This window comes from Pseudomonas sp. QL9 (assembly GCF_041409665.1).
Taxonomy (GTDB): Bacteria; Pseudomonadota; Gammaproteobacteria; order Pseudomonadales; family Pseudomonadaceae; genus Pseudomonas; species Pseudomonas knackmussii.
The window spans coordinates 4278857-4305221 of the sequence record NZ_CP166971.1; the positions used below are offsets into that span (position 1 = coordinate 4278857).

Here is a 26365-nt window from a genome sequence, read left to right on the forward strand (position 1 = left end):
ATGTTGGGTAAAGCAGGCGGCGATGGCCGCCTGTTGAAACGAAGATGCACGCTAGACTGCGGGTTAAAAATACGTAGTGGGATTTTTCTGAATAATTGGCCGGGTGCGTCTGGCCTGGCGTTGAGGAGGGGCCATTACGAGGCTGTTCAGTACCTCGTGAATCAGCGTTTTTCGGTGCTTGTGCGCAAAAAGTCAGCCCAGTAATGGTGCTGACGCATGGTGATCGGGTGGTTGCTTCTGCCACTACGACTCATGAGTTACCCGCAACCCCCGAATCTGCGACCAAAACAACTCTTCCGGATAGCGCGACGGATCGTCGATATCCACGGTGAGGAAGTGCGGGTGTTCGTAGATGCCTTCCACTTTTATCGCCAGGCCGACGATGCGGGTTTGGCAGACCAGAGGTTGCGGGTCTTCTTCCCAGGTGAGTTCGACTTCTACGGTTTTGCCCAGCAGGGCGATGGCGGTGGGGAGTTCAAAGTGGGCCATGGATTTCCTCCTTGATGGGGTTGGCTATCCGTGCGGCAGGCATGACTGGGCCGCAGGTGAAAGGCTTTCGCCCTTCCCGTAACAGGTTCGTTCCGTCACTATTCGTCGCTTGGCCATGCGCGGCTAGGGGAATAATGTCTCTGGAGAAATTATTTCCCTTTTATCGAGTTGGGGCAACAATTTCCCTGGAATAGATTTCTATATGAGCACGGCAGCTGATAGGGCGAGGCTATTGATCAAGATGATTGGCCCAAAGAAGGCCAGTCTTCAGGGCGGCGACTACGAGCGCTGGAAGAGTGTCAGCAAGGGCGCCGTTCGGGTCAGCACGGAAGAGATCGATGTGCTCGTGCAGATTTATCCGCAGTACGCGCTGTGGCTCGCCAGCGGCAACATTGCGCCTGAGATCGGCCAGACCAGTCCTGACCATGACGCTGCCCAGCCGGTGGTTGAAGGGGAATAGTGGCCGACTGATGCCGGTTGCAATGATCGAGCACCGCCTAAGAACACTGGTTCGTTTCCTTGGCGCTACGAAGCTGGCCGGTGCTACCAACATCGAGCGTCAGCGCTGGCAGACCGTGGCCACGAACAAAAAGGTGAAAGCCCGCATCGAGGACCTGGAGGAACTGCTCAAGGCCTTCCCCGAATACGATCTCTGGTTGTGGAAAGGCGAGGTCGATCCCACGAACGGCCAGATCGCCCCGGACCTCGAAGACGCCGCCGGCAACTCCGCCAGTCCCGACGCGAAATAAAGAAAGCCGGCACGATCTCTCGTGCCGGCTTCATTCCTTGAGCGCAAACGCAGCGTTCATCCCGAACGACGAAACCCCCGCTTCAATAAGCCGCCGCCACCATAGCCTCGCAAGCCTCCCCCGGATCGCCATTGCGCGCATACGCCTCGACCCACTGCGGGTAGTTGTGCACCACCGGGATGTCGTCCGGGTGGAAGCCCGGTTTCAGGTACTGGATGATCTTGCCGGTGAAGGTGCTGTACACGCCCTTGCGGCCGTACATCCAGGGCAGGTGGGCGATGTACATGCGCTTTCTTTGCAGCCAGCTGAAGCCGTCCGCTTTCAGCAGGGCGTCTGTGGTGCGGTAGGTTTCGTGGGTCATGTCCCAGGTGGCGTGGAGCATCGCCGCGCAGCGTTTGAAGTAGCCGACTTTCGCCACCGTGGTCATCACGTTGAAGACCACCGCCTTGTGTTCCATCTCTTCGATCGCATGCCAGGCGAACAGGGCTTTCACGCGCTTGTCCGCGCCGGCCATCACCTCCTTGCGGGTGAAGAAGCCTTCGGCGAGCAGGGCGGTGAAGTGTTCGAAGGCGGCGGTCAGCGCCAGGTTGTACTCCTTCGAGAATTTGCTCAGGCGGCGCTGGTTGCGCGCCTCCTGGAATTCCAGCATGCGGTCGACCGGCAGGCCCTGCTTGCGCAGCAGTTCGTTGAACTGGGTGTGGGCGATGCCGTGCTGGCCTTCCTGGCGGGTGAAGTCCTTCACGTGCTTGGCCAGCACCGGGTCGGTGATCATGCCGCGATAGGGGCGCACGCAGGTGATGAAGTAGCGCTCGCCGTCGGGGAAGTACATCTGCATGCCGTCCATGAGCCGGGTCTTGTACGGGTCGTTCTCATACCAGTAGCGCGGAATGCTGGCGTCCAGGCGGAAGTCGATGTGCTCGCGTGGGGTGATGCGGTCCGGGTCGCTGATCTTGGCGTTCATCTGGGCTTCTCGTTCTTGTGGTCTGGACGTGGCGTGTTCTGTTTCAGGAGGCGCGGCGGCGCACGCGGTCGTACTGGCCGGGGTCGAGCATGCCCTTGAGCATCCGGTAGAGCAGGCGGTTGCGCCTTTCCAGCGACAGCGCCCAGGACAGCAGCCATACCTGGCCTGATTGGTGGCCCAGGACGATGCGCTGCTTGCCGCTGCGGATGCAGCGGATCACTTCGGTGGCGACGTAGGCCGGGTCGGTCTTGAGGAACTTGCGGGTGAACTCCTCGCCGTTGGGCGCGCCCTTGGCGATGTTGGTGCGGATGCCGCCGGGGTGGACCAGGTGCACGCTGATCGGGCTTTCCTCCAGCTCGACCATCAGCGATTCGGTAAAGCCGCGCACGGCGAACTTGGAGGCGCAGTAGTCCGAGGCGCCGGGCGTGCCGACCAGGCCGAAGACGCTGGAGATGTTGACGATCGCCCCTTCGCCGTTGGCCAGCAGCTGCGGCAGGAAGGCGCGCGTGCCGTGGACCACGCCGAAGAAGTTGATGCGCAGGGTGCGTTCGTAGTCGGCGTCGGTCATCGCCCAGACCGGCTGGCCGCCACCGCCGACGCCGGCGTTGTTGATGATCACGTGGGCGTTGCCCAGTGCCTGCTTCACGTCGGCGGCGAAGGCGTACATCGCGTCGCGGTCGCCCACGTCGCAGGTCTGGCTGAACACCGCTTCCGCAGCGGAGCCCTGCAGCAATTGCACGGTTTCCGCCAACCCATCCGGGTCGTAGTCGTTGAGCGCGAGGCGCGCGCCGTGGCGGGCGAATTCCAGCGCGTAGGCGCGGCCCATGCCCGACCCCGCGCCGGTGATGACGATGACCTTGTTGGCGAAGCTTTTCATTGTTGTTGTCCTGGCCGTTAAGGAGGTGCGTTGCGCCGGGGTCAGGCCGGGGCGGGCTGGAAGCTGGCGTTGTCGGCTGGGAAAACCGGAGTGCCGGCCACCGCGAAGCGCAGGTTGGGATCGAGCACCGGGCCGCGGCGCAGCACCTTGGCGTCTTCCAGGTAGTTCATCGACATCAGCCAGGGCGCGCCCATGCCTTGCCGCGGCAGCATCGGCAGCGCGCGCTGGACGTAGCCGGCGCCGAAGTCGAGCAGCGGGCGGGTGGGCATGTCGGGGCTGGGCAGCTGCGGGTAGCAGAAGGCGTAGCCGTGCTCGTCGAGATAGTCCACCAGGCGGCAGAAGTGCTCGCACAGCAGGCCGACCTTGAGCGTCCAGGAGGCGTTGGTATAGCCGACCGCGAAGGCGAAGTTGGGCAGGCCGTCGAGCATCATGCCCTTGAAGGCGACCTTGTTCGCGAAGTCCACCGGCTCGCCGTCGACCGCCATCTGCATGCCGCCGAACAGCTGCAGGTTGAGCCCGGTGGCGGTGATGACGATGTCCGCTTCCAGTTCCTTGCCGGATTCCAGGGCCACGCCGCGCGGGGTGAAGGTGCGGATGCGGTCGGTGACGATATCGGCCGAGCCCTCGCTGATGCACTTGAACAGGTCGCCGTCCGGCACCGCGCACAGGCGCTGGTCCCAGGGGTTGTAGGGCGGGTTGAAGTGTTCGTCCACCGGGTAGCCTTCGGGCAGTTCGCGCTTGTTGAGGAAGCGGATCAGCCGGCGGGCGAAGCGCGGGTATTTCTGGCACAGCAGCCAGATGCCGCGGGTAAGCAGCACGTTCTTGTAGCGGGTGAGCTGGTGCGCCTGCTTGGCCGGCAGCAGGCGGCGCAGGAGGAGGGCGATGGGGTCCTTCTGCGGGATGTTCATCACATAGGTGGGCGTGCGCTGCAGCATGGTCACGTGGGCGGCCTTGGGCGTCATCGCCGGCACCAGGGTCACGGCGGTGGCGCCGCTGCCGATCACCAGCACGCGCTTGCCGCTGTAGTCGAGGTCTTCCGGCCACTGCTGCGGGTGGATGACCTGCCCGGCGTATTGCTCGATTCCCTCGAAGCGCGGGGTGAAGCCTTCGTCGTAGCGGTAGTAGCCGGCCGCCGAGAACAGCCAGGTGCAGGTCAGGCACTGCTGCTCGCCGGTGTCCGTGCGCTCGACGGTGACCGTCCAGCGCGCGCTCTGGCTGCACCAGTCGGCGCTCTTCACCTTGTGCTGGTAGCGGATGTGCCGGTCGATGCCGTTTTCCTGGGCTGTCTCGCGCAGGTAGTCGAGGATCTGCGCGGCGTCGGCGATGGCCTCGTCGCTGCGCCAGGGTTTGAATTCGTAGCCGAAGGTGTACAGGTCGGAGTCGGAGCGGATGCCGGGGTAGCGGAACAGGTCCCAGGTGCCGCCGCTGGCGGCGCGCCCTTCGAGGATGGCGTAGCGCTTGCCCGGCAGGTCGCGCTGCAGGTAGTAGGCCGCGCCTATGCCGGAAAGTCCGGCACCGATGATCAGGACATCGAGATGCTCGATGGCTGGGGACTGCTGGACCGTCATGGGCTACTCCCGTAGCGGGTTCAGGATCACGAGAGTGTTTTTGACAATCCCCTTGTGCAGCAAGGTATAAAACGAACCAGAATTGATCGTTGATGGTGCTTTTTGCACCAGAATCCTGCGCTTTCCTACAGCGAGGTCTTGCGAATGCAGCTGACTTTTCCCAGCCCACAATCCGGCCAATGGCCGGCGCAGACGCCTCGGGTGCGTGAGTTGCTGCGCCGCGGCGCCGAGCATGTACTCACCGCGCCGGCCGAGTGGCTGGAGGAGATCGACCTGGCCGGCCTGTCGCCCAGGAGCATGAAATCCCTCACCGACGACCCGGTGCTGATGTCCGCTTCGCGGCGAGCGGCGCGCTTCAGTTTGATCCACTGGGCGCGGGCAAACATCGAGCGGCCCGGCGAGCCGGTGCCGCCGTACATTCCCGCCGACGAGTTCAACGTGGCCCGCGAGCTGTTGCAGCGTGGCCAGACCGAGCTGCTGTTCAACGCCTCGCGCGCGGCCCAGGCCACGGCCTGGCAGCAGTGGATGGGCGTCGCCTTCGAGCTGACTTCGGACCCTGCGGAATTACGCGGGTTGCTGGAGGTGTCTTCGCGCTCGATCAGCGACTTCATCGGCGCCAGCCTCGAACTGCTCGCGGAGTTCCTGAACAACGAGCGCGAGGCGCTGCTGCGTGACTCCCATGTCGAGCGGCGCGATCTGGTCACGGCGATCATCGAGGGCCGGCCGGTCAACGTCCCGCAGGCCGGCCGCCAGCTGGGCTACGGCCTGGAGCAGGCCCACCACGCGGCGGTGATCTGGAGCGAGGAGGCCGATACGGAGCTGGCGACCCTGGAAAGCGCGGCCGCCGCGTTGGTCCGCTGCGCCGGGGCTCGGCGTTCGCTGACCGTGTTCGCCAGCGCGGCCACGCTCTGGGTGTGGATTCCCGGGGCGCAGCCCATCGACCAGGCGATGCTGCAGGCGGCGATCCGCAAGCTGCCCGCCGTGCACCTGGCCATCGGCAGCGGCGGGGAGGGCATCGAGGGCTTCCGGCGGGCGCATCTGGACGCGTTGACCACCCAGCGCGTGCTTGGCCGCCTGCAGTCGCGCGCGAGGGTGGTCAGCTTCGACGACATCCGCCTGGTCTCGCTGATGACCCGCGATCCCAAGGCCAACCAGCGCTTCGTCGCCCATACCCTGGGCCAGCTGGCCACCGCCTCGCCCCAGTTGCGGCGCAGCCTGCTGACCTTCCTCGCCTGCGGCAGCAACGCGACGCTGGCCGCGCAACGCCTGCACACCCACCGCAACACGCTGCTGCGCCGCCTGGTGCGGGCGCAGGAGCTGCTGCCCCGTCCGCTGGACGACAACCTTGTGCACGTGGCTGCTGCGCTGGAAGCGCTGAACTGGGCGCAGGAGGCGGAGGGATAAGGGCGCACAGGGAGCACGGCGTTCATCTGGCATTAATGTGGCGGGTGACAGACTCGGGCTCTTGCGAACACGCTCCCGAGGCACGCCCCCATGCACCAACGTCGGACCGGACTGGTCCTGCTTCTGTTCTGCGCGGCCCTGTTCCTGATCGCCCTCGGCAACCACCAACTGCAGGGCTCCACCGAGCCGCGCGTGGCGGGCATCGCCATGGAGATGCAGCTTGACCACGACTGGGTGACGCCACGGGTGAACGGCCAGCCGTTCCTGGAGAAGCCGCCGCTGAGCCTGTGGCTGGACGTGACCGCCATGCGCCTGTTCGGCCCCAGCGAGCTGGCGGTGCGCTTGGCCTCGGCGCTGGCCGGGCTGGCGTGCGTGATGCTGTTCTACGGGATGTTGCGCTATCTCGGCCGTTCGACGGCCCTGGCGCTGCTGGCCGCGCTGATGCTGGCGACCATGGCGAGCTTCTGGGGCAACGTGCGGCAGGTGGGCGAGGACGCGCTGCTGTGCCTGGGCGTCAGCCTCGCACTGCTTTCGTTCCTGCGCGCGCACTTGGATCAGCGTGACGACTCTTCGGCCTGGCCGCTGTTTTCGCTCGGAATCGCCATCGCCAGTCTCAGCAAAGGCCTGCTGGGCCTGGCGCTGCCCGGCGTGGTGATCTTCGTCTACCTGCTCGTCGAGAGCGTGCAGCAGGGCCGGCTCCATCCGCGTGACTGGCTGCGGCCGTTGAGCTGGACCTTCCTCGGCGTGCTGCCGCTGCTGTTCTGGCTGGGCGCGCTCTATCGCCAGCAGGGGCTGGCGGGGCTGCACGAGATCCTCTGGGCCAACAGCGTCGGCCGCTTCAACGGTTCCTTCGTCGATGCCGGGCATTTCGAGCCCTGGTACTACTACCTGGGCAAGCTGCCGGAAGCCTTCCTGCCGTGGAACCTGCTCACCTACCTGGGCCTGTGGCATTTCCGCCGGCGCGTGCGCGGTGACCGCCAGCTGCTGTTCTTCTACGTCTGGCTGCTCGCGCAGTTCCTGTTGCTGACCCTGGCCTCCAGCAAGCGCATGGTCTACCTGATGTCGCTGAGCCCGGCCGCTGCGGTGATCGCCGCCGAGTACGGCAGCCTGTGGCTCGCCCGCTGGCGCGAGCGGCGCTACCTGAGGGCCGCGCAGGTCGGCGTCTTCGCCCTGGCGCTGCTCGTCTACCTGGGCGTGGCGGTGAAGGTGCAGCCGCGTGAGGATCGCGAGGAAGGCTTCGTGCCGCTGGTGACGCAAATCCAGCAACGCGAGGCGCAAGGACAGTCCGTGGTGCTCTACCAGCCCAGCGAACGCCTGGCCGGCGCGGCGGTGTTCTATATCCGCAGTCGCTTGCCGGCGCTGGACGATCCGTCGGCGCTGCTGAGCTTCCTGCGCCAGTCGCCCACGCATGTCGCGGTGATGGAGAGCCTGAGCCCGCCGGCGGCGCCGCTGAAGATTCTCGACAAGCAGGTGGTGGGCAAGCGCGCCTATTACATCCTGGGCGCGCAGGCCGCCGAAGCATTGCAGGCTGCCAGCGGCCATTCGTGAGCGGCGAGTTGCACTAGCTCGGGGTCGAGCGCTGCGTGGCGATCGACGGCAGCGCGGCCAGCATCAGCGCGACGCAGGCCAGAATCGCCAGGGTGTAGGAGTGGGTGACGTCGACCAGGTAGCCGACCGCTTCCGGGCCAAACGCCGCTACCAGGCCGGAGACCAGGTTGCCGATGCCCAGCAGGCTGCCGAAGTTGCGTTGCCCCATGGCCTCCACCAGCAGCAAGGGCGCGAGCTGGTTGACCAGGTTGAAGGTGCCGCCCCAGAGCAGGGCGAAGAGGGCGATGGCGCCGATGCCCAGCTTCGACAGGGGGGCGCCCAGCAGGCAGAGGAGGCCCGCCGCGCCGACGAGCGTGCCGAGCAGCAGGATGTTCCGGGCGTCGAAGCGTGCGCTGAGCAGGCCGAAGAAGAAGTTGCCGAGCATGGCCGCGCCGCTAGTGGCGGCGAGGATGGCAGCGGCACTGGTCGCCGAGTAGCCGGCGGACACCAGGTAGGGCACCAGGCCGATGAAGATCCCGATGCTGCTCAGGATCAGCAGGGTCTGCATGGCCACCCACCACCAGTAGCGCGACGTGCGCAGGGCTTCTGCGATGCCCAGCCCCTGTTCGGCGCTTCTCGCTTGATGATGCCCCGCAGCCGGCGCAGCGGGATTTCGCGCCAGCCAGAGCAGCAGCGGCAGGCAGACGACCAGCAGCAGAACCGCGATGGCCTGCATGGCGCCGCGCCAACCCTGGGCGGCGATGGCTTCGGTGAGCAGCATGGGAAACAGCACCGCCCCCACCGAGGCGCCCGCCAGCAGGACGCCGAAGGCCAATCCCTGGCGCTGGGGGGTTATCCAGCGGGTGGCCAGGGTGACGGCCGGTACGTAGGTCGAGGCGCCGATGCCGACGCCGCCCAGGGCCATGGCCAGGGTCAGTTGGCCGATGTCCGCACTGCGCGCGCCGAGCAGGTAGGCCAGCGCGGCTATCGTGGCGCCGCTGACCATCACCGCGCGTGGCGCCACGTGGTCGAGTAGCCAGCCGGCCACGGGGGTGGCCAGGGTCATGCTGAAGATGAAGGCGGTGGCGAGGAGCCCGGTCTGTGCATTGCTGCTGCCGAAGGTCGTGGCGATCGGCAGCATGAAGACGCTGAGCGAATTGAGCGTGGTGCCGAAGGCGACGCATAGCACCAGCGCCAGACCCAGGACCAGGCGCCAGGCTTGGCGCTGGTCGGGGGCCGTCGCCGAGCTGTCGTGGCCTGGGGGCTGGGCGGACGTCGCCAGCGCCATTTCCGCTTCCGCCGTGGTGTTCTGCGAGCGTTGCATGCGGCAAACCTCTTCGCTAAGGGGGGAGGCGCAGGCTAGCCGGCGGGAGGGGGCGTCGAATCGTCCGATGGGAGTAGTCCGCAGATGTCCGGGCGGCACGAAGCAGATCGGGGGGCGCGGGGCGGCAGACAGCGTGCAAAGGCTATCGCCGCCGCTTGCGGCCCAGCGTCACGGCAACAGGCGAGGGCTGCCGCCCGGAGCGCAGGGAACGCCGTAGGCCTGGCGCGCGTTGAGCATGGCCAGCTGTTCGGCCTGCTCGTGCACCAGCAGGGTCAGGTGGGCCCCGGCCAGGCTGGCGCCGAGGACGAACAGGATCAGCAACGGAGCGAATTTCGACATGACGGCGGACCTCGCCAGGCAGGCTTCGGTCCTCACGCTAACGCGGGTATCGCTGCGGTAAATCGTCCACATGGACTAGCCCTCAACCCAGGGTGGCGACGCTGCGCAGGATCAGCCGCACCAGCATGGTCTGGCGGGTCACGCCGGTCTTGGAGAAGGTCGAGCGCAGGTGCGCACGCGCCGTGTTGCGGCTGATGCCGAGCTCGTCCGAGGCCTCGTCGAGCGTCAGTCCGTTGGCCAGGAGCATGGCCAGCTGCGCCTCCGCCGGGGTCAGGTCGAAGAGCGCCTTGACGATCTCCTGGGGCGCGCGGGACTCCTGTTCCGGGTCGCTGACGAAAATCACCACCGAGGGGCAGGCCTTGCCTTCGTTCCATTCGCTCAGCGGCACCGAGCGCACGATGATGCCCAGGTCGGCGCGGCCGGACGGTCGCTGTACGCGCATCGCCTCGACCACCGAGGGCTGTCCGCCCTTCTGCGATTGCAGGGCCTGCTTCACCAGCCGGCGGAATTCCTGGCAGTCGCGCGGGGTGCCGACCTGCAGGCTGTCGGCGCTGATCTTCAGGCCGTCCTTCTCGCGCAGCAGCTGGTCGGCGACCTGGTTGGTCTGCAGGATCTTGCCGGCCTCGTCGAGGATGATGGTGCCGACGGCGAACTGGTCCACCGCGCCGGCGTAGAGATTGCGTTCGGTCTCGATGCGGTTGATCTGCGTATGCAGCGCCACCGAGCGTTCCAGGTGCGGCACGAAGTGCGCCAGCAGGGCCTTGTCGGCATCGACGAAGCCGGGCGACTCGACGCCGCGGCTGACGCGGATGCGGCAGAGGGCGCCGTCGCTGGTGCGGATATCCGCGCCGAGGATGTGGAACACGCCCACCGGTTCCATGAAGTTCCTGTAGAACTCGGAATTCAGCCATTCCTCGCGGGAGACGAACTCCTCCAGGGTCACCACCTGGCCGTTGGGCAGGTCGACGAAGGGGTCGAGGTTGAAATAGTACTGGTTGTAGGACGCCACCACCTCGGAGGAGCTGCCGTTGCTGTTGACCATCAGGCCGACATCTTCCTGGCTGGGCGGCCGAAGGATGAAGGTGACGTACTTGGCATCGAGGAACTGGTTGAGTTCGTTCAGGAAGGATTGCCACGGCGTGGGTTCGAGCGGGCCCTGGTAAAGGTTGCCGAGCATCCCACTGAATTTGTCGAGGGAAAGCGAATGTGCCATCGGTAAACCATTTCTTATTTTTGTAGTGGAAAGCGCCCCGGAGAGTAAGCGGCGCTTTTGGCAAAAGGCAATGTTCTCCACCCGCGCGGAGACGGATGGCTCAGGCCGGTTCGGCCTGTCTCTCGAGGACGATGAAGTCCTTGCGCTCGGCAAGGCCGGCCGGCAGTTCGGCGACGTCGGTGTAGAACTGCTCGTACCACTTGCGCAGCTGGTACACCGGGCCGTCGCCGTCGCACAGCAGGGGGTTGTCCACGCGGGTCTTGCTGTGCCAGATCTCGACGTCCTCGTAGAAGGCCTCGCGGGCCTGCTGGACGTAAGCCTGCGCCACCGCGCGGTTCTGTTCGGCGGACAGCCCCGGCACTTTTTTCACCAGCACGCCGTAGCGCAGGGTGAAGCTGTGCTGGTCGATGGGCACGTGGCAGTTGAGCAGGATCGAGTGGATCGGCTGGCCGTTCATGGCACCGGTCATTTCGGTGATCTGGTAGGCCGGGCCGTAGTAAGTGGCCACGGTTCGCAGCTCGCTGTCGCCGGACAGGCGCGCGCTGCGGCCGCGCATCACCTGGGTCGCCGTGTGTGCCTCGAAATGGTTGCTGAAGAAGTCCAGCGGGGCGCCGTGGACGCTGTCGAAGTGCGCCATGTCGGCCACGTTGTCCACCAGCTCGCGGCAGTTGGTATCGATCTTCAGCTCGGCCAGTTCCCACTCGGCCCACTCGCCGTCGTAGCAGGCTTCAAGGCGCGGAATGGCCTGCTCGGCGATCGGCGGGTTGCCTTCGGGGTCGTTCCAGACGAACAGCAGATGATTCTGTTCGATCACCGGCCAGGATTTGATCTTCGCCCGCGGCGGGATGCGCTTGGCGTAGGGAATATCGTCGCAGACGCCGTCGGCGCCCCAGCGCCATTCGTGGAAGGGGCAGCGCAGGCCGTTGCCCTCGACGCAGCCGCCGCTGAGGTCGGCGCCCATGTGCGGGCAGTAGCCGTCGAGAATCCGCAACTGGCCATCTTCGCCCTGGAAGGCCACCAGGCGGGTGCCGAAGACGTCCAGGCGGTGCGCCTTGCCGTCGCGGTACTGGCTGGCCAGGCCCAGGCAGTGCCAGCCGCGCGCGTAGCGGTCCTGTAGCGGGCGGACTTCGATTCGGTGCAGCGTGCTCATTGTTGTTCTCCCGTCGGTTCGCCGCAGGCAGAGGGTGGGTGGCGGCAGAGCCTGCGAGCGATTCTCCAAGCCAGGGCGGCGGCGGCATCGTCTGAATGGACGAGGTGCAGTAGGGCCATCTCCCGCTTCGTCGCGGCTTGCGACGAAGCGGGAGATGGCCCTAGTCCGGGTGGACGATGCCCGCAACCAGCCTGGCTGCGATAAGTGCCGGCAGCCGAACCGACAAGAACGACAAACGGAGTACAGATGAGCGAGCAGCAAGCCGGCCGCGTGGCGGTCATCACCGGCGCCGCCAGCGGCATTGGCCGTGGCCTGGCGGAACACGCGGCGGGCCTGGGCCTGCGCCTGGTCCTGGCCGACCGCGACCCGCAACGCCTCACGACCCTGGCCGGAGAACTGCGCGGCCGGGGTTGCGAAGTGCTGGCGCGTACCACCGACGTGGCCAACGCGGCTCAGATGGAGGGGTTGCGCGATGCGGCCCTGGAGCGTTTCGGCGGCGTCGACCTGCTGTTCAACAACGCCGGGGTGATGCAGACCGGCGCCAGCTGGGAGCTCAGCGAGGCGCAGTGGCGGCGCATGCTCGACATCAACCTGCTGGGCGTGATCAACGGCCTGCGCGCCTTCGTCCCGACCCTGCTCGAGCAGGGCCGCCCGGCCCATGTGATCAACACCGCGTCCATGGCCGGGCTGGTCGCCAGCCCCTTCCTCGCCGCCTATACGGTGACCAAGCAGGCGCTGGTGGCGCTCTCCGAAGTGCTGCACCACGAGCTGGCCGCGCTTGGTGCGCCGGTCAGCGTGTCGGTGCTCTGCCCGGGGCCGGTGGCCAGCCGCATTATGGCCTCCGACCAGGCCGGCGCGGGCGCCGCCGCGGCGCTTGGCGCGCAGCTGGAGCAGAGCATCCGCGAGGGCATGCCGGCCGCCGAGCTGGCCGCCCTGGTGTTCCAGGCGATCGCCGAGAAGCGCTTCTGGATCCTGCCGCACCCGCAGTTCAAGCCGGGCCTGCAGGCGCGCACGCAAAGCATCCTCGACGGGACCAATCCGGTCTTCCAGTTCGCCGACGTCTAAGGAGCGCCCATGGCCCTCGATCCGCACATGCAAGGTCTTCTCGATCAGTTCGCCGGCGCCTTCGCCCTGGACTTCGCCCAGCTCGACGCGCCCACCTATCGCAGCTTCGCCGATCAGGGCCTGGCCCAGGGCGAGCCGCTGGCGCTGGCCGAAGTCCGCGAGCTGTCCGTGGCCGGCGACCTGCCGGCGCGCCTGTATCGCCCGTCGGCGGCGGCCGATCTGCCGTTGCTGGTGTTCTTCCACGGCGGCGGTTTCGTCGCCGGCACCCTCGACACTCATGACGACCTTTGCCGGCGCCTGGCCCTGGGCAGCGGCGCTGCGGTGGTCTCGGTGGCTTACCGGTTGGCCCCGGAAGCGCCCTTCCCGTCGGCGCCCGAGGATTGCCATCGGGCCACCTGCGAACTGGTCGCGCGTGCCGCCGAACTGGGCGTGGACGCCAGCCGCCTGGGCCTGGCCGGCGACAGCGCCGGCGGCAACCTGGCCATCGCCGCCAGCCGGCTGCTCGCCCGCCGCGGTGGCCCGCAGGTTAGCGCGCTCTGCCTGTTCTATCCGGTGACCGACCAGGCGTGCGACAGCGCTTCCTACCGCGACTTCGCCAAAGGCCATTTCCTCGAGGCGCAGATGATGCACTGGTTCTGGCGCCAGTACTTGGGCCAGTGGCCGGCGCCGTTGGATGTGCTGGCGTCGCCGCTGCACGCAGACGACCTCGGCCGCCTGCCGCCGACCCTGTTGTTAAGCGCTGAATGCGACCCGCTGCGCGACGAGGGCGAGGCCTTCGCCGAGCGCGCCCGTGCGGCCGGCGCCGACGTCCGCCTGGTGCGCGGCGAAGGCATGCTGCACGGCTTCGCCAGCTTCGCGCCCTTCGTGCCGCGCGCCGCCGCCTACCTTGGCGAAGCCACGGCCTGGCTGCGCGCCGCGCTGGCCTGAGGAGAACCGCCCATGACCCTGGATAGTCCGCTGCACCTGATCGAAGCCTTGCGCCGCGGCCAGCCGGTGGTGCTGGTCGACGGCGAGGACGAGGGCGGCGACGGCATGCTCTTGCAGGCCGCCGAGTTCGTCGACGATGCCGCCGTCAACTTCTTCGCCCGCGAAGCCCGCGGGCTGATCTGCCTGGCCCTGACCAGCGAGCGCTGCGCGGAGCTGGGCCTGGAGCCCATGACCGCTGCCACGCGTGGCGAAGGGCAGGGCTTCATGGTCTCCATCGAGGCCACCCACGGCATCACCACCGGCATCTCCGCCGCCGACCGCGCGCGCACCGTGCAGGTGGCGGTGGACCCGGCGAGCCGCGCGGGCGACCTGGTCAGCCCCGGCCACGTGTTCCCCGTGCGCGCCCTGCCGGGCGGGGTGATGAGCCGCGCCGGCCACGCCGAGGCGGCCTGCGACCTGGCGCGCCTGGCCGGGCTGAAACCGGCGGCACTGCTCGCCGGCATCCTCGACGAGGACGGCGACAACGCCCGCGGCGAGACCCTGCGCGCCTTCGCCGCGCGCCACGACCTGCGCATGGGCGGCATTGCCGAGCTGATCCACCACCGCATCCTCCACGAGGGCACCATCAGCCGCAGCGCCGAGTACCGCATCGACACCCGCCACGGCCCGTTCCGCGTGTGCGCCTACCATGACGACTTCAAGGACGTGCTGCACCTGGCGCTGGTCCGTGGCGAGATCGACCCGGCGCGTCCGGCGCTGGTGCGCGTGCAGGCGGTGGAAACCCTGCGCGACCTGCTCGCCGGCGAGCCGCCGCGCGGTCCCCAGCAGTGGAACCTGGACCGCTCCCTGGCGCGCATCGCCAGCGAAGGAGAAGGCGTGCTGGTGCTGCTCGCCCAGCAGGAAAGCGCCGCCGCCATCCTCGACCAACTGGCCCAGGGCGCGAGCCTGCGGCATCCGCACTTCCCGCAGCGCACCCTCGGTGTCGGCGCGCAGATACTGCGCGACCTGGGCGTGCGTAGAATGCGCCTGATGAGCTTCCCTGGCCCCTACAAGGCGGTATCCGGCTTCGAGCTGGAGGTCGTCGAATTCGTCCCTTTCACCGATCCCCTGGAGACCTGAGATGACCCCGAGTGCTGCCCTGGACAAGGTCTTCGGCCCCGCCAGCCTGGCCGGACTGCAACTGCGCAACCGGGTGATCAAGACCGCCACCTTCGAGGGCATGTGCCCCGGCGGCATGCCCGGCGCCGACCTGGCCGAGCACCACGCGCGCATGGCGCGCGGCGGCGTCGGCCTGACCACCGTGGCCTATTGCGGGGTGTCGCCGGACGGCCTGACCTTCGCCGACCAGATGTGGATGCACGAGGGCGTCTTCGCCCAGTTGCGCCACCTGACCGCGGCGGTGCATCGGGAGGGTGGCGCGGTGTCGGCGCAGCTCGCGCATTGCGGTTTCTTCAGCCGCACCAAGCCGCTGAATATCCCGCGTCCGCGTGGGCCAAGCGCCTGCATCAACCAGTACGGGCTGTTCTCCGGAGTGCCGTTCTCCGGCGCCATGGGCGCCGCCGATATCCGCAAGACCCTCGACGAATACCGTGCCGCCGCTGCCTTCGTGAAACGCGCGGGCTTCGACGCCATCGAGATCCACATGGGCCATGGCTACCTGCTCAGCCAGTTCATCTCGCCGGCCACCAATAGGCGCAGCGATGCCTATGGTGGCTCGCTGGAGAAGCGCATGCGCCTGCCCCTGGAAGTGCTCGCGGCGGTGCGCGAGGCGGTGGGTGACGACTTCCCGATCCTTGCGAAGCTCAATCTCAGCGACGGCTTCAAGGGCGGCCTGGAGATCGAAGAATCCTGCCGCGCCGCGCAACTGCTGGCGGCCGGCGGCCTGAACGCGCTGGTGATGAGCGGCGGCTTCACCAGCCGCGCGCCCATGTACCTGTTCCGTGGCGAAAGCCCGCTGGCGCAGATGATTCCGCTGGAGCGCAACCCGCTGCAGCGCACCGCCATGAAGTGGTTCGGCGGCAGTATGTTCGCCAGCATGCCGTACGAGGAGCTGTACTTCCTCGAACAGGCCCGGCGCATGCGCCAGGCCACCGACATGCCGCTGGTGTACCTCGGTGGCGTGAGCAGCCGCGACAGCCTGGCGCAGGCCCTGCAGGAAGGCTTTGATTTCGTGGCGATGGGGCGTGCGCTTTTGCGCGATCCGGACCTGGTGCGAAACCTTCAGGCGCAGGGCGAGCACTACGAGAACGGCTGCACCCACTGCAACCAGTGCGTCGCCAGCATTGCGCGGCCGGGCGGTATTCGCTGTGCGTTGAATATCGCGGGGGCGTGACTGCCGGTGGTTGGCGCGGCGGTAGGAGCCCCTGTTTTTTGGGCTATTCCCCTTCGGGCCAGCGCAAGCGCTGTTCGCGATGAAGGTGCGTCCCGCGTTCGCGGGGAAGACGGGACTGCGTAGGAGCGAGGGGAACGCCTAGTTCTTGCTCGCGAACCGCACGGCACGAATGCCGGACCTGTAGGGCGAATAACCCCGAAGGGGTTATCCGCCGTTTTTGTGCCGGGTGGCGGCGCATAACCGCGAACGCGGTTATGCGCCCTACCGGAGAATTGGCGCGGGGATTTTACGCGGCGTTACGGCTTCACGCCCTCCACCAACGCTTTCGCCCTTTGCTCTCCGGCGCCTGCGCCATTCAGATTCGTCCCCACCACGCTTAGCACCGCATAGCCCTGGCTCAGTAGATAGGCGTCGCCGTGGCGCTGGCGCTCGTCCGGTGTTGCCGGCTGGGTCAGCTCGACCCTTGCCGAGCCTTCCTGCTCGCCACGCACGGCGAAGACGATGGGCGACCAGTCGCCCACCGGCGCGTAGACCAGGCCGCGTACTTCGGCGGGCTTGCGGGCCGGGTAGTTGAGGTTCAGGCCCTGGCCTGCCGGCAGGCCGAGCAGGTTGAGTTCGCAGGCGGATTTGTCCTTGCCTTTGGCGCAGCGCTCATGGGCCTGCTTGCCGGCAATCAGGGCGCGGTCCAGAACGCGCACCGCTAGTTTCGCGCTGTCGGCCTGTGCGGCGAGTGTGAGCTGGATGGCGGCCTTCTGATCGCGCTGCATCAGCGGCAGGTCGATGGCGGTGGACACGGCCAGCGCCGGCACGCCCCGGCGCATCGCCCAGAGCGCGGCGTTGAGCGTGCCGGACAGCTGGATCAGCGGGCCGGTGTTGTCGCCGAAGTTGCTGCCGGAGACCACCAGGTCCGGCGGGTTGTCCTTGAGCAGCAGGTCGAGGCCGACGTTCACTGCGTCCACCGGCGTGCCGATCGCCATGTTCTTTCCTGCAGCGAGCTTGTAGCCGGCGGGCGCGCCGACGCAGTACTGGCGGTCGGCCAGGCGGGTGACGGCCAGGGCCTGGCCGGGGGCGACCACGCTGGCCGCGCCTATGCCGCTGTTGTCGGTGTCCGGAGCGATGAGGGTGACCTGGTGGCCCGCGGCCGTGAGCGCCTGGTAGACGGCGGCGATGCCGGGCGCGCGGCAGCCGTCGTCGTTGGTCAGGAGGATGTTCAGGGCGCTGGCCTGGCTCGCCAGGCCCAGGCCGGCGAAAACGATGCCGGCGCGCAGCAGTGCTTGCATGGGGAAATTCCTTTGGCAAATGAAAAAGCCCGCGCGGTGTTCCCGCGCGGGCTTCGGTAGGGCCTTACTGGCCGAGCTTGCGCATGTTGGCGGCGCTGAAGTAGTCGGCGTCGTACTGGGCGGTGTTCAACTGCGCCGGCTTCTCCTCGTTGCTCATGCGGTCGGCCAGGTAGGAGCCGGCGATGAGGTCATGGAAGAGCGCGATGCGGGCCTGGTTGAGCTGGATGTCGTAGGCGTACAGCGAGGTCTGCATGTTGGTGCGCCAGAGTTGGCCACGGTTGTCGTAGTTGTCGGCGAGGGCGGCGGACCAGCTGTCTTCGTCGATGTACAGGGTGCGCTTGCCATAGATGTGTCGAGCCCCCGGCTTGAGGGTCGCCTCTACGATCCAGACGCGGTGTTTCTCGTAGCGCATGAAGTCGGGGTTGACGTGGTTCGGCGTGAGGATCTGTGCGTACTTCAGGCTGGGATCGTCCAGCTTGTAGTTGTTGTACGGGATGAAGACCTCGCGCTTGCCGATCAGCTTCCAGTCGTAGCGGTCGGGGGCGCCGTTGAACAGGCGGTCCTCGTCGATGGTGCGGAAGCCGCCGGCGCCGATCGGGGTGTCATAGCCGACGGTAGGCGCGCGACGCACCCGGCGCGTGCCGGGCAGGTACTGCCAGCTCTGCCGCGGGCTGGCCACCGGGTCGAAGAACTCGTTGCCGCCGATGATCTCGCCCTTGGCGCGCACGGGCTTCAGGGTGGTGATCATGAAGTGGCTCATGACCCCGCCGTCGTAGCTCTGCAGCGAACCCTTCGGGTCGCACCAGGGCGCGAGGATCTGGTAGTGCACGGTCTGCAGCGCCTGGTTGCCGTTGGAGTAGATCACGGCCTGGTCGTAGATCGCTTCCTCGCTGTTGGGGCGGGCCTGCAGGGCATGGTTCCACATCAGCTCGTAGCCGTTCTTCGGGATCGGGAAGGGCGAGGCGCCGAATGCGTTGCGCACGGCGTTGCCGCCTTCGACCAGTTCGGCGTTGAGCGCGTTGGCCTTGATGTTGGCCTCGGCCTTCTCGCTCATGCGGAAGTCGCGGTGCGAAGGGTAGATCGGCATGCGGAAGGTGGTCGGGTAGCGCTTGAGCAGGGCGCGTTCGCCGTCGGTCAGGAACGAGTCGTACTGACCCATGTTCTGCGCGGTGATGACGAACAGCGGCTTCTCGTCGGCGTAGGGATCGGGATAGGCGTTGCCTGGACCGGCGTACTTCACCTGCGGCGGCGCGCCGCGCCACTTGCCGCTCCAGGCAGGGATGCTGCCGTCGGCGTTGCCGGCCTTTTCGGCGCCCATGGGGGTGAGCTCCTGTCCAAGGCGCGCGGCTTCTTCCGGGCTGACCTTGGCCTGGGCTGCGCCGGCCAGGCAGGCCAGCCCGGCGCTCAGTAACAGGGGAAACAGATAGGGTTTGCGGTTCATGTGCGGGCTCCTTCGGGCGGGGTCAGAAGCTGTATTTCGCGCTGAGCGAAACGTTGTCGCGGTCCGCCAGCGCGGTTTCGCTCGGGGAGCCGAGGAACACGTTGTAGCGGGCTTCGATGGTGAAGTTGTTCAGGTAGCGCCAGGTGGTGCCGACGGCGAAGCGGTCGTCGCCTTCGCCCAGGCCGAAGCTGCCGGGCATGGACGAGCTGCCGTTGACCGCCTGGCTGTAGATCAGCGGAACCGACAGGTCCCAGCCGTTGAACACGTTGTTGTAGTCCAGCGTGGTCATGAGGGTGTAACCCCAGGCGGAACGGTCGAAGTAGAGCTTGTCGGTGTTCGCCGTCTGGATCTGCGCGAAGCCGCCGGCGCCGGTGGGCACGAAGACGTCGAAGCTCGGCGCCTTGTCGTTGTCCATCACGCGGTTGTAGCCGACCTCGCCGGTCAGGGTGGTGTTGTCGGCGATCGGCAGGTTGCCGAAGGAGTGGATGAAGGACACCAGCGCCTGGGCGGTCTTGGCGCGCACCGGCTGCGGGGTCAGGCCGGTATCGACCAGCACCGGCTGGCCGTCGCGGTAGCTCAGTTCGCCGCTGACGTTGGTGTCGCCGATCATGCTCGAGAAGCTGGCGCCGTACAGGTGGATGTCGTCGAAGTAGCGCGCGCGGTAGCCGCCCCGGTTCCAGTCGGTGAGGAAGTCGATCTGCGGGTTGTGCTCGTTGAAACGCAGGTAGTACAGGCCGAACTCGGTGTTGTTCAGTTGCTCGACGCTGTAGGTCAGGGCCACGCCGTACTGGCCGGTGCTGCCGGGGGTGTCGTCGCCCTCGCGGTGCTGCAGGCCGGTGGAGTCGTTGAAGCCGCCCTTGTCGATGAAGTCGGTGGTGGAGAAGTAGCTGCCCACCGGCGACAGCTCGGTGCGCTTCCACTGGTACTGGTAGTACAGCTGGATGCCCAGGGCATCGGTGAGGCTGTACTGGGTGAAGACCTGGCCGACCGGCAGGAACAGTTCCTTCACCTCGATACCGGGGGTGTTGGCCTTGGTGGCGTCCACCGGGCTCATCGCGCCGGAAATGCCGAAGCCGTTGAACAGGCTCTCACCCCAGGCCACCACCTGGTTGCCAACCCGCGCGTTGAGCGGCTTGCCGTTCAACTGCCAGGTGCCGTAGACGTAGGTGTCGAGCAGGCGCAGGTCGTCGCCGAGCTGGTCCTTGGTTTCGTCGGAGAAATGGTCGGGCTCGGAGCAGCGGCCACCGACGAAGCAGTTGGAGGTGCCGGTGTCGTTGTCGTTGCTGCGGTGGTAGACGTCGTCGTAGAAGCCGGTGGCGCGGACGAACAGGCCGTAGTCGTCGCGGAACTTGAAGTCGGCCTCGGTGAGGAAACTGGCGCGGTTGTTGATCAGGCTGCCGCGGTCGAAGGCGTTGTCGCCGTCGTCGCCGTTGGCGATCGCCGGGTTGCTGCCGCCGTTGGACAGCGCGTGGTCGCGCTTCTCGGTGCGCCAGGCCAGGCCGTAGGTGAGGGTGGTGTCCCAGTTGATCTTGAGATCGTCGCTCGGCTGGAACGACAACGCCTGGGACTGGCCAGCGAAGAGCAGGCCCAAGGCGGACAGCGGCAAGGCGAGGGTGATCCTCGGAACGGGGGTTTTTGTTCTTGTCATCTCATCCTCTGCGCGGGGCGGCAGGTCGCGCCCGCCCCGGAATCTTTGTTGGCGGGGGGTGTGGCGGCCTGACTATGTGGTCGCGGGCAAGCGCCAACATCGTCCAAAGGGACTACGCGCAAACCGGCGGCCCACGGGGCTTGCGCGCTAGTCCCTTCGGACGATGCCGGCCGCTCCGCACGCCGCGAACAATCGGTTCGGATGCGTGGGCGTGGCCTGCGCCGGGTGCTGGAGATGCGCACATGAACACAAGGGTGAGCGGCCCGCAGAGCCGCGAGTGGGACCACGAGTGCGACGTCCTGGTGGTGGGCAGCGGGGCCGGCGGCATGACCGCCGCGCTGCGTGCCCGCGACCTCGGCCTGGACGTATTGGTGGTGGAGAAGAGCGACCGTTACGGCGGCACCTCGGCGGTGTCCGGCGGCGGCATATGGATTCCCTGCAACCATCGCATCGCCGCGCTCGGCGGCAGCGACTCGCCCCAGGAGGCGATCCGCTACATCCGCACCGTGACCCAGGGCGTGGTGGACGACAGCCGCATCGAGGCCTACGTCGAGAACGGCCGACGCATGGTCGAATACCTCGAGCGCAACAGCCGGGTGCGCTTCGAGGCGCAGCCCGAATACGCCGACTACTACCCAGAGACGCCCGGCGGCAAGCCGGGCTATCGCTCCATGGACCCGATGCCGTTCGATGCCCGCCTGCTGGGCGAAGAGTTCGCCCGGATGCGCGCGCCTTCGCCGGGCACCCTGATGATGGGCCGCATCGGCATGACCATGAAGGAAGCCCGCGTGCTGCTCTGCCGTGGTCCCGGTTGGGTCGGCCTAACGATGCGCATCCTCTGGCGCTACTGGCGCGACCTGGGCGGCCGCCTGCGCTCGCCGCGCGACCGCTTCCTGACCCTGGGCAACGCCCTGGTCGGCGCGCTGCGCCTGTCGCTGCTCGACCGCAACGTGCCGCTGTGGCTGGAGGCACCCTTGCAGACGCTGGTCGAGGAGAACGGCCGGGTCGTCGGCGCCGAGCTGATCCACAAGGGCCGCGCCCTGCGCGTTCGCGCACGGCGCGGCGTGGTATTGGCCGCCGGCGGCTTCGAACGCAACCAGGAGATGCGCAGCCAGTACCATCGGCAGCCATCGCAGGCGAAGTGGAGCGCGACGCCACCCTACAACAGCGGCGACGGCATTCGCGCCGGCCAGGCGCTGGGCGCGGCCACCGCGCTGATGGATCACAGCTGGTGGGCGCCGACCACCCACGTGGAGGGCGAGGAAAAGGCGCGCGCGCTCTTCGTCGAGCGCACCCTGCCGGGGTGCGTCCTGGTGGACTCCGCCGGGCAGCGCTTCGTCAACGAAGCCGCGCCCTACACCGACATCGTCTACGCCATGTACGGCCATGACAGCGAAACCGCGCGCAGCGTGCCCTGCTGGATGATCTTCGACGCCGAGTTCCGTCGCAAATACCCCTGCGGCGCGCTGCTGCCCGGCTACGCGCAGCCCGACAGTCGCCTGCCGAAGAACCTGCGCAACTATTTCCAGAAAGCCGACAGCATCCAGGAACTGGCAGCGACCATCGGCGTCGACGGCGCCGGCCTGGCTCGCACGCTGGAGCGCTTCAACCGCTATGCCGCGCTGGGCCAGGACCCGGACTTCCACAAGGGCGAGTCGCTGTTCGACCGCTACTACGGCGACCCTACCGTGCAGCCCAACCCGTGCCTGGCGCCGCTGCTCAAGGCACCCTTCTACGCGGTGCGCATCGATGCCGGCGACATCGGCACCAAGGGCGGCCTGCTCACCAACCCGCACGCCCAGGTGCTGCGCGAGGACGGCAGTGCCATCGCCGGGCTCTACGCCATTGGCAACAGCTCGTCGTCAGTGATGGGCACCACCTACCCGGGTGCCGGCGCCACCATCGGCCCGGCAATGACCTTCGGCTTCCTTGCCGCCGAACATCTCCAGCAACACGCTGGCGTCGCACCCGCTCCGCACGAGGTTACCCAGAATGCCTGAACACGCTCCCCGTATCGCCCTGGTCACCGGCGCCAGCCGTGGCGTCGGCAAGGGTATCGCCGAGGCCCTCGGCGCGGCCGGCATGACCGTCTACGTCAGTGGCCGCTCGCTGCAATCCGGTGGCGCGCAGCTGCGTGGCCAGGTCATGCACGGCAGCATCCATGAAACCGCCGCGGCGATAGACGCCGCCGGCGGCAAGGGCATCGCGGTGCAGTGCGACCATTCCGACGACGCCCAGGTGCGCGCGCTGTTCGCACGCATCGAGGCCGAGCAGGGGCGCCTCGACCTGCTGGTGAACAACGTCACCTTCATCCATGACCAGCTGATCGATCCCGGTCCCTTCTGGGAGAAGCCGCTGGACCTGGTGAACATCCTCGACGTCGGCCTGCGCTCGGCCTACGTCGCCAGCTACTACGCCGCACCATTGCTGCTGCGCGCGCCGAATGCGCTGGTGGCGTTCGTGTCCTCGTTCGGCGCCGGCTGCTACATGCACGGCCCGGCCTATGGCGCGCAGAAGGCCGGCGTGGACAAGTTCGCGGCGGACATGGCGATCGACTTCGAGGACACCGCGGTGGCGGCGGTCTCGCTGTGGCTAGGCCCGCAACTGACCGAACGCACGGCCATCGCCGGCCAGGCCCGCGCCGAGCAGTACGAGGCTTTCCTGGCCATGGCCGAGACCCCGCAATTCAACGGCCGCATCCTCAAGGCGCTGCTGGAGGACCCGGAGCTGCCGAAGCTCTCCGGGCAGACCCTGGTCAGCGCGGAGCTGGCGCTGCGCTACGGCATCCAGGAAGCCGGCGGCCGCCAGCCGCCGTCCTGGCGCGAGCAACTGGGGGCGCCGCGGGTGCAGCATCCGGCGCGGGTGGTCTGAACGGGGGAGGCGGATAACCGCGTTGCGGTTATTCCCTACGGGTGGTCGGCAACGCCGCATCGTGTAGGAGCAACTGTCTTCTGGGCTCCCGCGTTCGCGGGAGTGACGGGATCAAATTTCGCTTTCTCCTGCGTCATCCACGCGAACGCGGGACAGCGCTCGCGCTGAACGCGCTTCAGCGCGGCCCGAAGGGCGAGCGAAGCGAGTCACCCAGCATCTTGTTTGGGTGTTTCTGCGCCGCTTCGGTGTGCTCGGAAAGTCTTTGTTTCGCCCCCTCGGGCGAGTCACTTTCTCAAACGCAAGAAAGTAACCAAAGTGCTTGCCCCGAAATACGGGTCCGGCAAGCCGGACTTCCCTCGCACATTCCCACGCACCCGGAGGCACGCCGTCGAGAGCACGTCCCTGTACTCACGACGGCTCTTGCGACATCCATGTCGCATGACCTCCTCTGCGTGGGCTTAGCTCGGCCTCCTGTAAGGGGCGTTCGGCGCGTGCGGATATTTCTCTGGAAGTCCCAAGAGCGAAGCGCGCTTACGCTTTTCGTAGGAGCGAGCTTGCTCGCGAACCCATTCGGTAAGCGGCTGTTCGCGAGCTTGCTCGCTTCTAAGTTTTTTTCCCGTCAGCCCCAATACGCCTGGCCACCGTCCAGCGGCAGGGTGGCGCCGGTCAGGTAGCCGGCCTCGTCGCTTACCAGCCAGGCCACGGTGCGGCCAATGTCGTTTTCGCAGTCGCCGACGCGGCGTAGCGGAATGCCCTGGACGAAGGCCCCGGCTTCCTCCGGGTTGGCCTGCATCCAGCCGGCCAGGCCAGGGGAGAGCGCATGGGGCGCGATGACGTTGACGCGGATGCCGTCGGGCCCCCATTCGCAGGCGGCGGCGCGGCTGAGGGAGCGGATCGCCTCCTTGGTCGCTGCGTAGGCGCCGTAGCCCGAGGCGTCCCAGCGTACCGCCGCGGACGATGCCAGGTTCACCACCACGCCGCCCCCCTTGAGGTGCGGGTGGCAGGCGCGCATCAGCCGCAGGGTCGCCAGCGGTCCGGAGTCCCAGCCTTGCTGGAAGGCGTCTTCGCTGACCTCGAGCAGGCGCCCGAGCGGGACGATGTGAGCGTTGTTGACCAGGATGTCGAGGCCGCCGAAGCCTTCCAGCACCTGGGCGACGCAACGCTCTATGTGCTCTGCGCGGGTCACGTCGCAGACCACCGCCTGCGCCTCGCCCCCGCGCCGGCGGATCTCGGCGCAGGTGCGTTCCAGGGATTCCAGGGTGCGGCCGGCGACGGCCACGCGGGCGCCTTCGGCGGCGAGGGCGTAGGCGATGCCCTGGCCGACGCCCTGGCCGCCGCCGGTGACCAGGGCGGTCTTGCCTGCAAGTCTGTTCATGCTCGTGCTTCCTCCGGGGGGCGGATCACAGGGGGTACTGGCTGGTGGGCAGCACGTCGATGCGGTCGAAGTCGATGAAGCGCCGGCAGCTGTCCATCATCTCGGCCAGGTTGCGCTGGAACTTCGCCTCGTCGCCCGGAGCGTCGAAGAACGCTTGTGGATCGCTCATGGCGGCGGGCGGGAAGCACTCCTCGACGATCGCCGAGAGCGGCGCGGCGCCGTGGGTGAGGACCTGCACCACGAGGTTCTGCACGTAGAGGAAGTTGTCCTGGGTATCGATGGCCACGCGGGTGTGGTGGTTCTGCCAGACATCCAGCCAGGCCTCGTGGGTCAGGCGCGGCGGGCGGGTGAGGAAGGCCATCTGCGAGAAGCCGTGGGTGCGTTCGCCGGCCCGCGCGGGGAAGCGCGTGTTGGGGATCGGCACCGATTCGCAGACCAGGTACGCAGCCATGCGTGCGCAGAACGCGGCCACGGCCTCGTCGATGGCCTGGCGGAACAGGCGGTTGGCGCTGTGCAGCCAGAACGACAGGGTGGCGTCGGGCAGCGGCCGGTTGTTCTCCTGGCGCAGGCCGGCTGCCGGCGCCACGGCGGCGTCGGCGAGGTTCAGCTGCAGTTGCTGCGCGCCGAGCGGGTTCAGTTGCGCAGCCAGCTCCGTGCGCAACCGGTGGAAGAAGTCCTCGGCGCTGCTGCGGTTGTCGCGCCAAAGTAGGTAGATGACCTTCTGCATGGCAAAGCTCCTCGTTCTCGGCATGACCCGTTTGGGTGAAGAGGTGCAACCATGCAGGGGGCGCCGGCGGGTGCCATCGTCTGTGTGGACTAGCCGGGAGCGGGGGCGCCTTCCTCCCCGCGCGGGGAGGAAGGGCGGGGCGTCACTTGGGCTGGGCGACTACGCGTAGGTACGGCTTGAGGGTCTTGAAGCCCTGCGGGTATTTCTTCTGCGCGTCTTCGTTGGACACCGAGGTGGGGATGATCACGTCGTCGCCCGGCTTCCAGTTCACCGGCGTTGCCACCGTGTGCATGGCGTTGAGCTGGATGGCGTCGAGCAGGCGCAGGATCTCGTCGAAGTTGCGCCCGGCGCTCATCGGGTAGGTCAGCGTGGCCTTGATCTTCTTGTCCGGGCCGATGAGGAACACCGAGCGCACGGTCGCGTTGTCCACCGCCGTGCGCGGGCCGCTGCTGGCGTTGGGGTGGATCATGTCGTAGAGCTTGGCCACCACCAGGTTCTCGTCGCCGATCAGCGGGAAGTTCACCGCGTGGCCCTGGGTTTCGGCGATGTCGCCGACCCATTTGTTGTGGTCGCTGACCGGGTCCACGCTCAGGCCCACCACCTTGGTGTTGCGCTTGTCGAATTCCGGTTTCAGGCGGGCCACGTAGCCCAGCTCGGTGGTGCACACCGGGGTGAAGTCCTTCGGGTGGGAGAACAGGATCGCCCAGCTGTCGCCGATCCATTCGTGGAAGTGCAGGGGGCCTTCGGTGCTGTCTACGGTGAAGTCGGGTGCTTCATCGCCAATTCGCAGGGACATATCTGTTCTCCGTGAGGTTGCCAGGGGGCGCCCGGGTCGCCGGGCCATTGGAAAGGGGCTGCGTGGGCGTGAAGTATAGGTGCGCGTTGGCGGGCTGCCGGGGCGGCAGCGGATCAGCGGTCGTGCAGGGCTTGCGGGGGCTGCTAAGCCTGTTCTGAGGAGGTCGTCGGATTCGTGATGGTCGACGCGGCTCGCGGTGTTTCGGGGCGCCGCGCGCATGCATGTCGGGAAGGGCGGCGGTCTTCTTCCGGTGCAGTGGCTTCCGCCCCATCGACCGTCGCCTCTCGATACGACAGGAGCTG

General features: G+C 67.4%; 24 protein-coding genes. 10 read left to right on the forward strand and 14 right to left on the reverse strand.

Annotation, left to right across the window (positions count from 1 at the left end; translation table 11 throughout):
* Positions 1-243 precede the first annotated feature (243 nt).
* Positions 244-489: a hypothetical protein gene (locus tag ACA097_RS19950; RefSeq protein ID WP_371365485.1), complete on the reverse strand. Its 246-nt coding sequence runs from the start codon at positions 487-489 to the stop codon at positions 244-246.
* Positions 490-730: 241 nt separating this feature from the next.
* On the opposite strand from ACA097_RS19950, the gene ACA097_RS19955 reads away from it, so the two are divergent.
* A complete protein-coding gene (locus ACA097_RS19955; protein WP_371370547.1) occupies positions 731-949 on the forward strand; it encodes a DNA-binding protein in 219 nt (72 codons plus the stop codon).
* Between the two features lie 22 nt (positions 950-971).
* Positions 972-1238 (forward strand): DNA-binding protein, encoded by a 267-nt coding sequence (locus tag ACA097_RS19960; protein WP_371365487.1) that lies wholly within the window; start codon positions 972-974, stop codon positions 1236-1238.
* Between the two features lie 82 nt (positions 1239-1320).
* Here the strand turns inward: ACA097_RS19960 and ACA097_RS19965 are convergent, their stop codons facing one another.
* Genes ACA097_RS19965 through ACA097_RS19975 form a run of 3 tightly spaced genes read right to left on the reverse strand, consistent with a single transcriptional unit; the run spans position 1321 to position 4644 of the window.
* Positions 1321-2199 (reverse strand): metal-dependent hydrolase, encoded by an 879-nt coding sequence (locus ACA097_RS19965; protein ID WP_371365489.1) that lies wholly within the window; start codon positions 2197-2199, stop codon positions 1321-1323.
* Positions 2200-2242: 43 nt separating this feature from the next.
* On the reverse strand, positions 2243-3076 hold the full coding sequence (locus ACA097_RS19970) for an SDR family NAD(P)-dependent oxidoreductase (protein ID WP_371365491.1): 834 nt from the start codon (positions 3074-3076) through the stop codon (positions 2243-2245).
* Positions 3077-3117: 41 nt separating this feature from the next.
* Complete coding sequence (locus tag ACA097_RS19975; RefSeq protein WP_371365493.1) at positions 3118-4644, reverse strand: flavin-containing monooxygenase; 1527 nt, start codon at positions 4642-4644, stop codon at positions 3118-3120.
* A gap of 144 nt (positions 4645-4788) precedes the next feature.
* Here ACA097_RS19975 and ACA097_RS19980 point away from each other — a divergent pair, with 144 nt between their 5' ends.
* Positions 4789-6048 (forward strand): CdaR family transcriptional regulator, encoded by a 1260-nt coding sequence (locus tag ACA097_RS19980; RefSeq protein ID WP_156958057.1) that lies wholly within the window; start codon positions 4789-4791, stop codon positions 6046-6048.
* A gap of 90 nt (positions 6049-6138) precedes the next feature.
* Positions 6139-7596: an ArnT family glycosyltransferase gene (locus tag ACA097_RS19985; RefSeq protein ID WP_371365496.1), complete on the forward strand. Its 1458-nt coding sequence runs from the start codon at positions 6139-6141 to the stop codon at positions 7594-7596.
* 13 nt (positions 7597-7609) lie between these two features.
* On the opposite strand, the gene ACA097_RS19990 is transcribed toward ACA097_RS19985, so the two are convergent.
* From ACA097_RS19990 to ACA097_RS20005, 4 genes are all read right to left on the reverse strand, one after another.
* Positions 7610-8899, reverse strand: coding sequence for an MFS transporter (locus ACA097_RS19990; RefSeq protein WP_371365498.1), 1290 nt, complete (start codon positions 8897-8899; stop codon positions 7610-7612).
* 168 nt (positions 8900-9067) lie between these two features.
* Positions 9068-9238, reverse strand: a complete 171-nt coding sequence (locus ACA097_RS19995; RefSeq protein ID WP_160288049.1) for a hypothetical protein — start codon at positions 9236-9238, stop codon at positions 9068-9070.
* An 82-nt stretch (positions 9239-9320) separates the two neighbouring features.
* Entirely contained in the window at positions 9321-10451 is a 1131-nt protein-coding gene (locus ACA097_RS20000; RefSeq protein ID WP_371365500.1) for a helix-turn-helix transcriptional regulator, read from the reverse strand.
* Positions 10452-10551: 100 nt separating this feature from the next.
* Entirely contained in the window at positions 10552-11601 is a 1050-nt protein-coding gene (locus ACA097_RS20005) for a Rieske 2Fe-2S domain-containing protein (RefSeq protein WP_371365502.1), read from the reverse strand.
* 246 nt (positions 11602-11847) lie between these two features.
* Between ACA097_RS20005 and ACA097_RS20010 the strand changes: the two genes are divergently transcribed.
* The 4 genes from ACA097_RS20010 to ACA097_RS20025 are packed head-to-tail and all read left to right on the forward strand — an operon-like array spanning position 11848 to position 15925.
* Entirely contained in the window at positions 11848-12666 is an 819-nt protein-coding gene (locus ACA097_RS20010; RefSeq protein WP_371365504.1) for an SDR family NAD(P)-dependent oxidoreductase, read from the forward strand.
* A gap of 9 nt (positions 12667-12675) precedes the next feature.
* Complete coding sequence (locus ACA097_RS20015; RefSeq protein WP_371365506.1) at positions 12676-13593, forward strand: alpha/beta hydrolase; 918 nt, start codon at positions 12676-12678, stop codon at positions 13591-13593.
* Positions 13594-13605: 12 nt separating this feature from the next.
* The gene (locus tag ACA097_RS20020; protein WP_371365508.1) at positions 13606-14712 is read left to right on the forward strand and encodes a 3,4-dihydroxy-2-butanone-4-phosphate synthase; all 1107 of its coding nucleotides are present in this window, start codon (positions 13606-13608) and stop codon (positions 14710-14712) included.
* A gap of 1 nt (position 14713) precedes the next feature.
* Positions 14714-15925 carry an NADH:flavin oxidoreductase gene (locus ACA097_RS20025; protein WP_371365510.1) on the forward strand — a complete coding sequence of 404 codons (1212 nt, stop codon included), beginning with the start codon at positions 14714-14716 and terminating at the stop codon, positions 15923-15925.
* Positions 15926-16221: 296 nt separating this feature from the next.
* On the opposite strand, the gene ACA097_RS20030 is transcribed toward ACA097_RS20025, so the two are convergent.
* From ACA097_RS20030 to ACA097_RS20040, 3 genes are all read right to left on the reverse strand, one after another.
* The gene (locus tag ACA097_RS20030; protein ID WP_371365512.1) at positions 16222-17205 is read right to left on the reverse strand and encodes a 5'/3'-nucleotidase SurE; all 984 of its coding nucleotides are present in this window, start codon (positions 17203-17205) and stop codon (positions 16222-16224) included.
* 64 nt (positions 17206-17269) lie between these two features.
* Positions 17270-18646, reverse strand: coding sequence for a DUF1329 domain-containing protein (locus tag ACA097_RS20035; RefSeq protein WP_371365514.1), 1377 nt, complete (start codon positions 18644-18646; stop codon positions 17270-17272).
* Between the two features lie 22 nt (positions 18647-18668).
* A complete protein-coding gene (locus ACA097_RS20040) occupies positions 18669-20294 on the reverse strand; it encodes a DUF1302 domain-containing protein (RefSeq protein WP_371365516.1) in 1626 nt (541 codons plus the stop codon).
* 242 nt (positions 20295-20536) lie between these two features.
* Between ACA097_RS20040 and ACA097_RS20045 the strand changes: the two genes are divergently transcribed.
* Both ACA097_RS20045 and ACA097_RS20050 read left to right on the forward strand, forming a co-directional pair.
* Entirely contained in the window at positions 20537-22294 is a 1758-nt protein-coding gene (locus ACA097_RS20045) for an FAD-dependent oxidoreductase (protein ID WP_084166683.1), read from the forward strand.
* Positions 22287-23165 carry an SDR family NAD(P)-dependent oxidoreductase gene (locus tag ACA097_RS20050; protein ID WP_371365519.1) on the forward strand — a complete coding sequence of 293 codons (879 nt, stop codon included), beginning with the start codon at positions 22287-22289 and terminating at the stop codon, positions 23163-23165. Before ACA097_RS20045 ends, ACA097_RS20050 begins: the two co-directional genes overlap by 8 nt.
* 619 nt (positions 23166-23784) lie before the next feature.
* Here the strand turns inward: ACA097_RS20050 and ACA097_RS20055 are convergent.
* The 3 genes from ACA097_RS20055 to ACA097_RS20065 all read right to left on the reverse strand — a co-directional run bounded on the left by ACA097_RS20055 (position 23785) and on the right by ACA097_RS20065 (position 26063).
* Positions 23785-24540 carry an SDR family NAD(P)-dependent oxidoreductase gene (locus ACA097_RS20055; protein WP_371365521.1) on the reverse strand — a complete coding sequence of 252 codons (756 nt, stop codon included), beginning with the start codon at positions 24538-24540 and terminating at the stop codon, positions 23785-23787.
* A 25-nt stretch (positions 24541-24565) separates the two neighbouring features.
* Positions 24566-25267 carry an EthD domain-containing protein gene (locus ACA097_RS20060; protein ID WP_043254299.1) on the reverse strand — a complete coding sequence of 234 codons (702 nt, stop codon included), beginning with the start codon at positions 25265-25267 and terminating at the stop codon, positions 24566-24568.
* Positions 25268-25409: 142 nt separating this feature from the next.
* Positions 25410-26063 (reverse strand): peroxiredoxin, encoded by a 654-nt coding sequence (locus tag ACA097_RS20065; protein WP_371365523.1) that lies wholly within the window; start codon positions 26061-26063, stop codon positions 25410-25412.
* Positions 26064-26365: the final 302 nt, after the last annotated feature.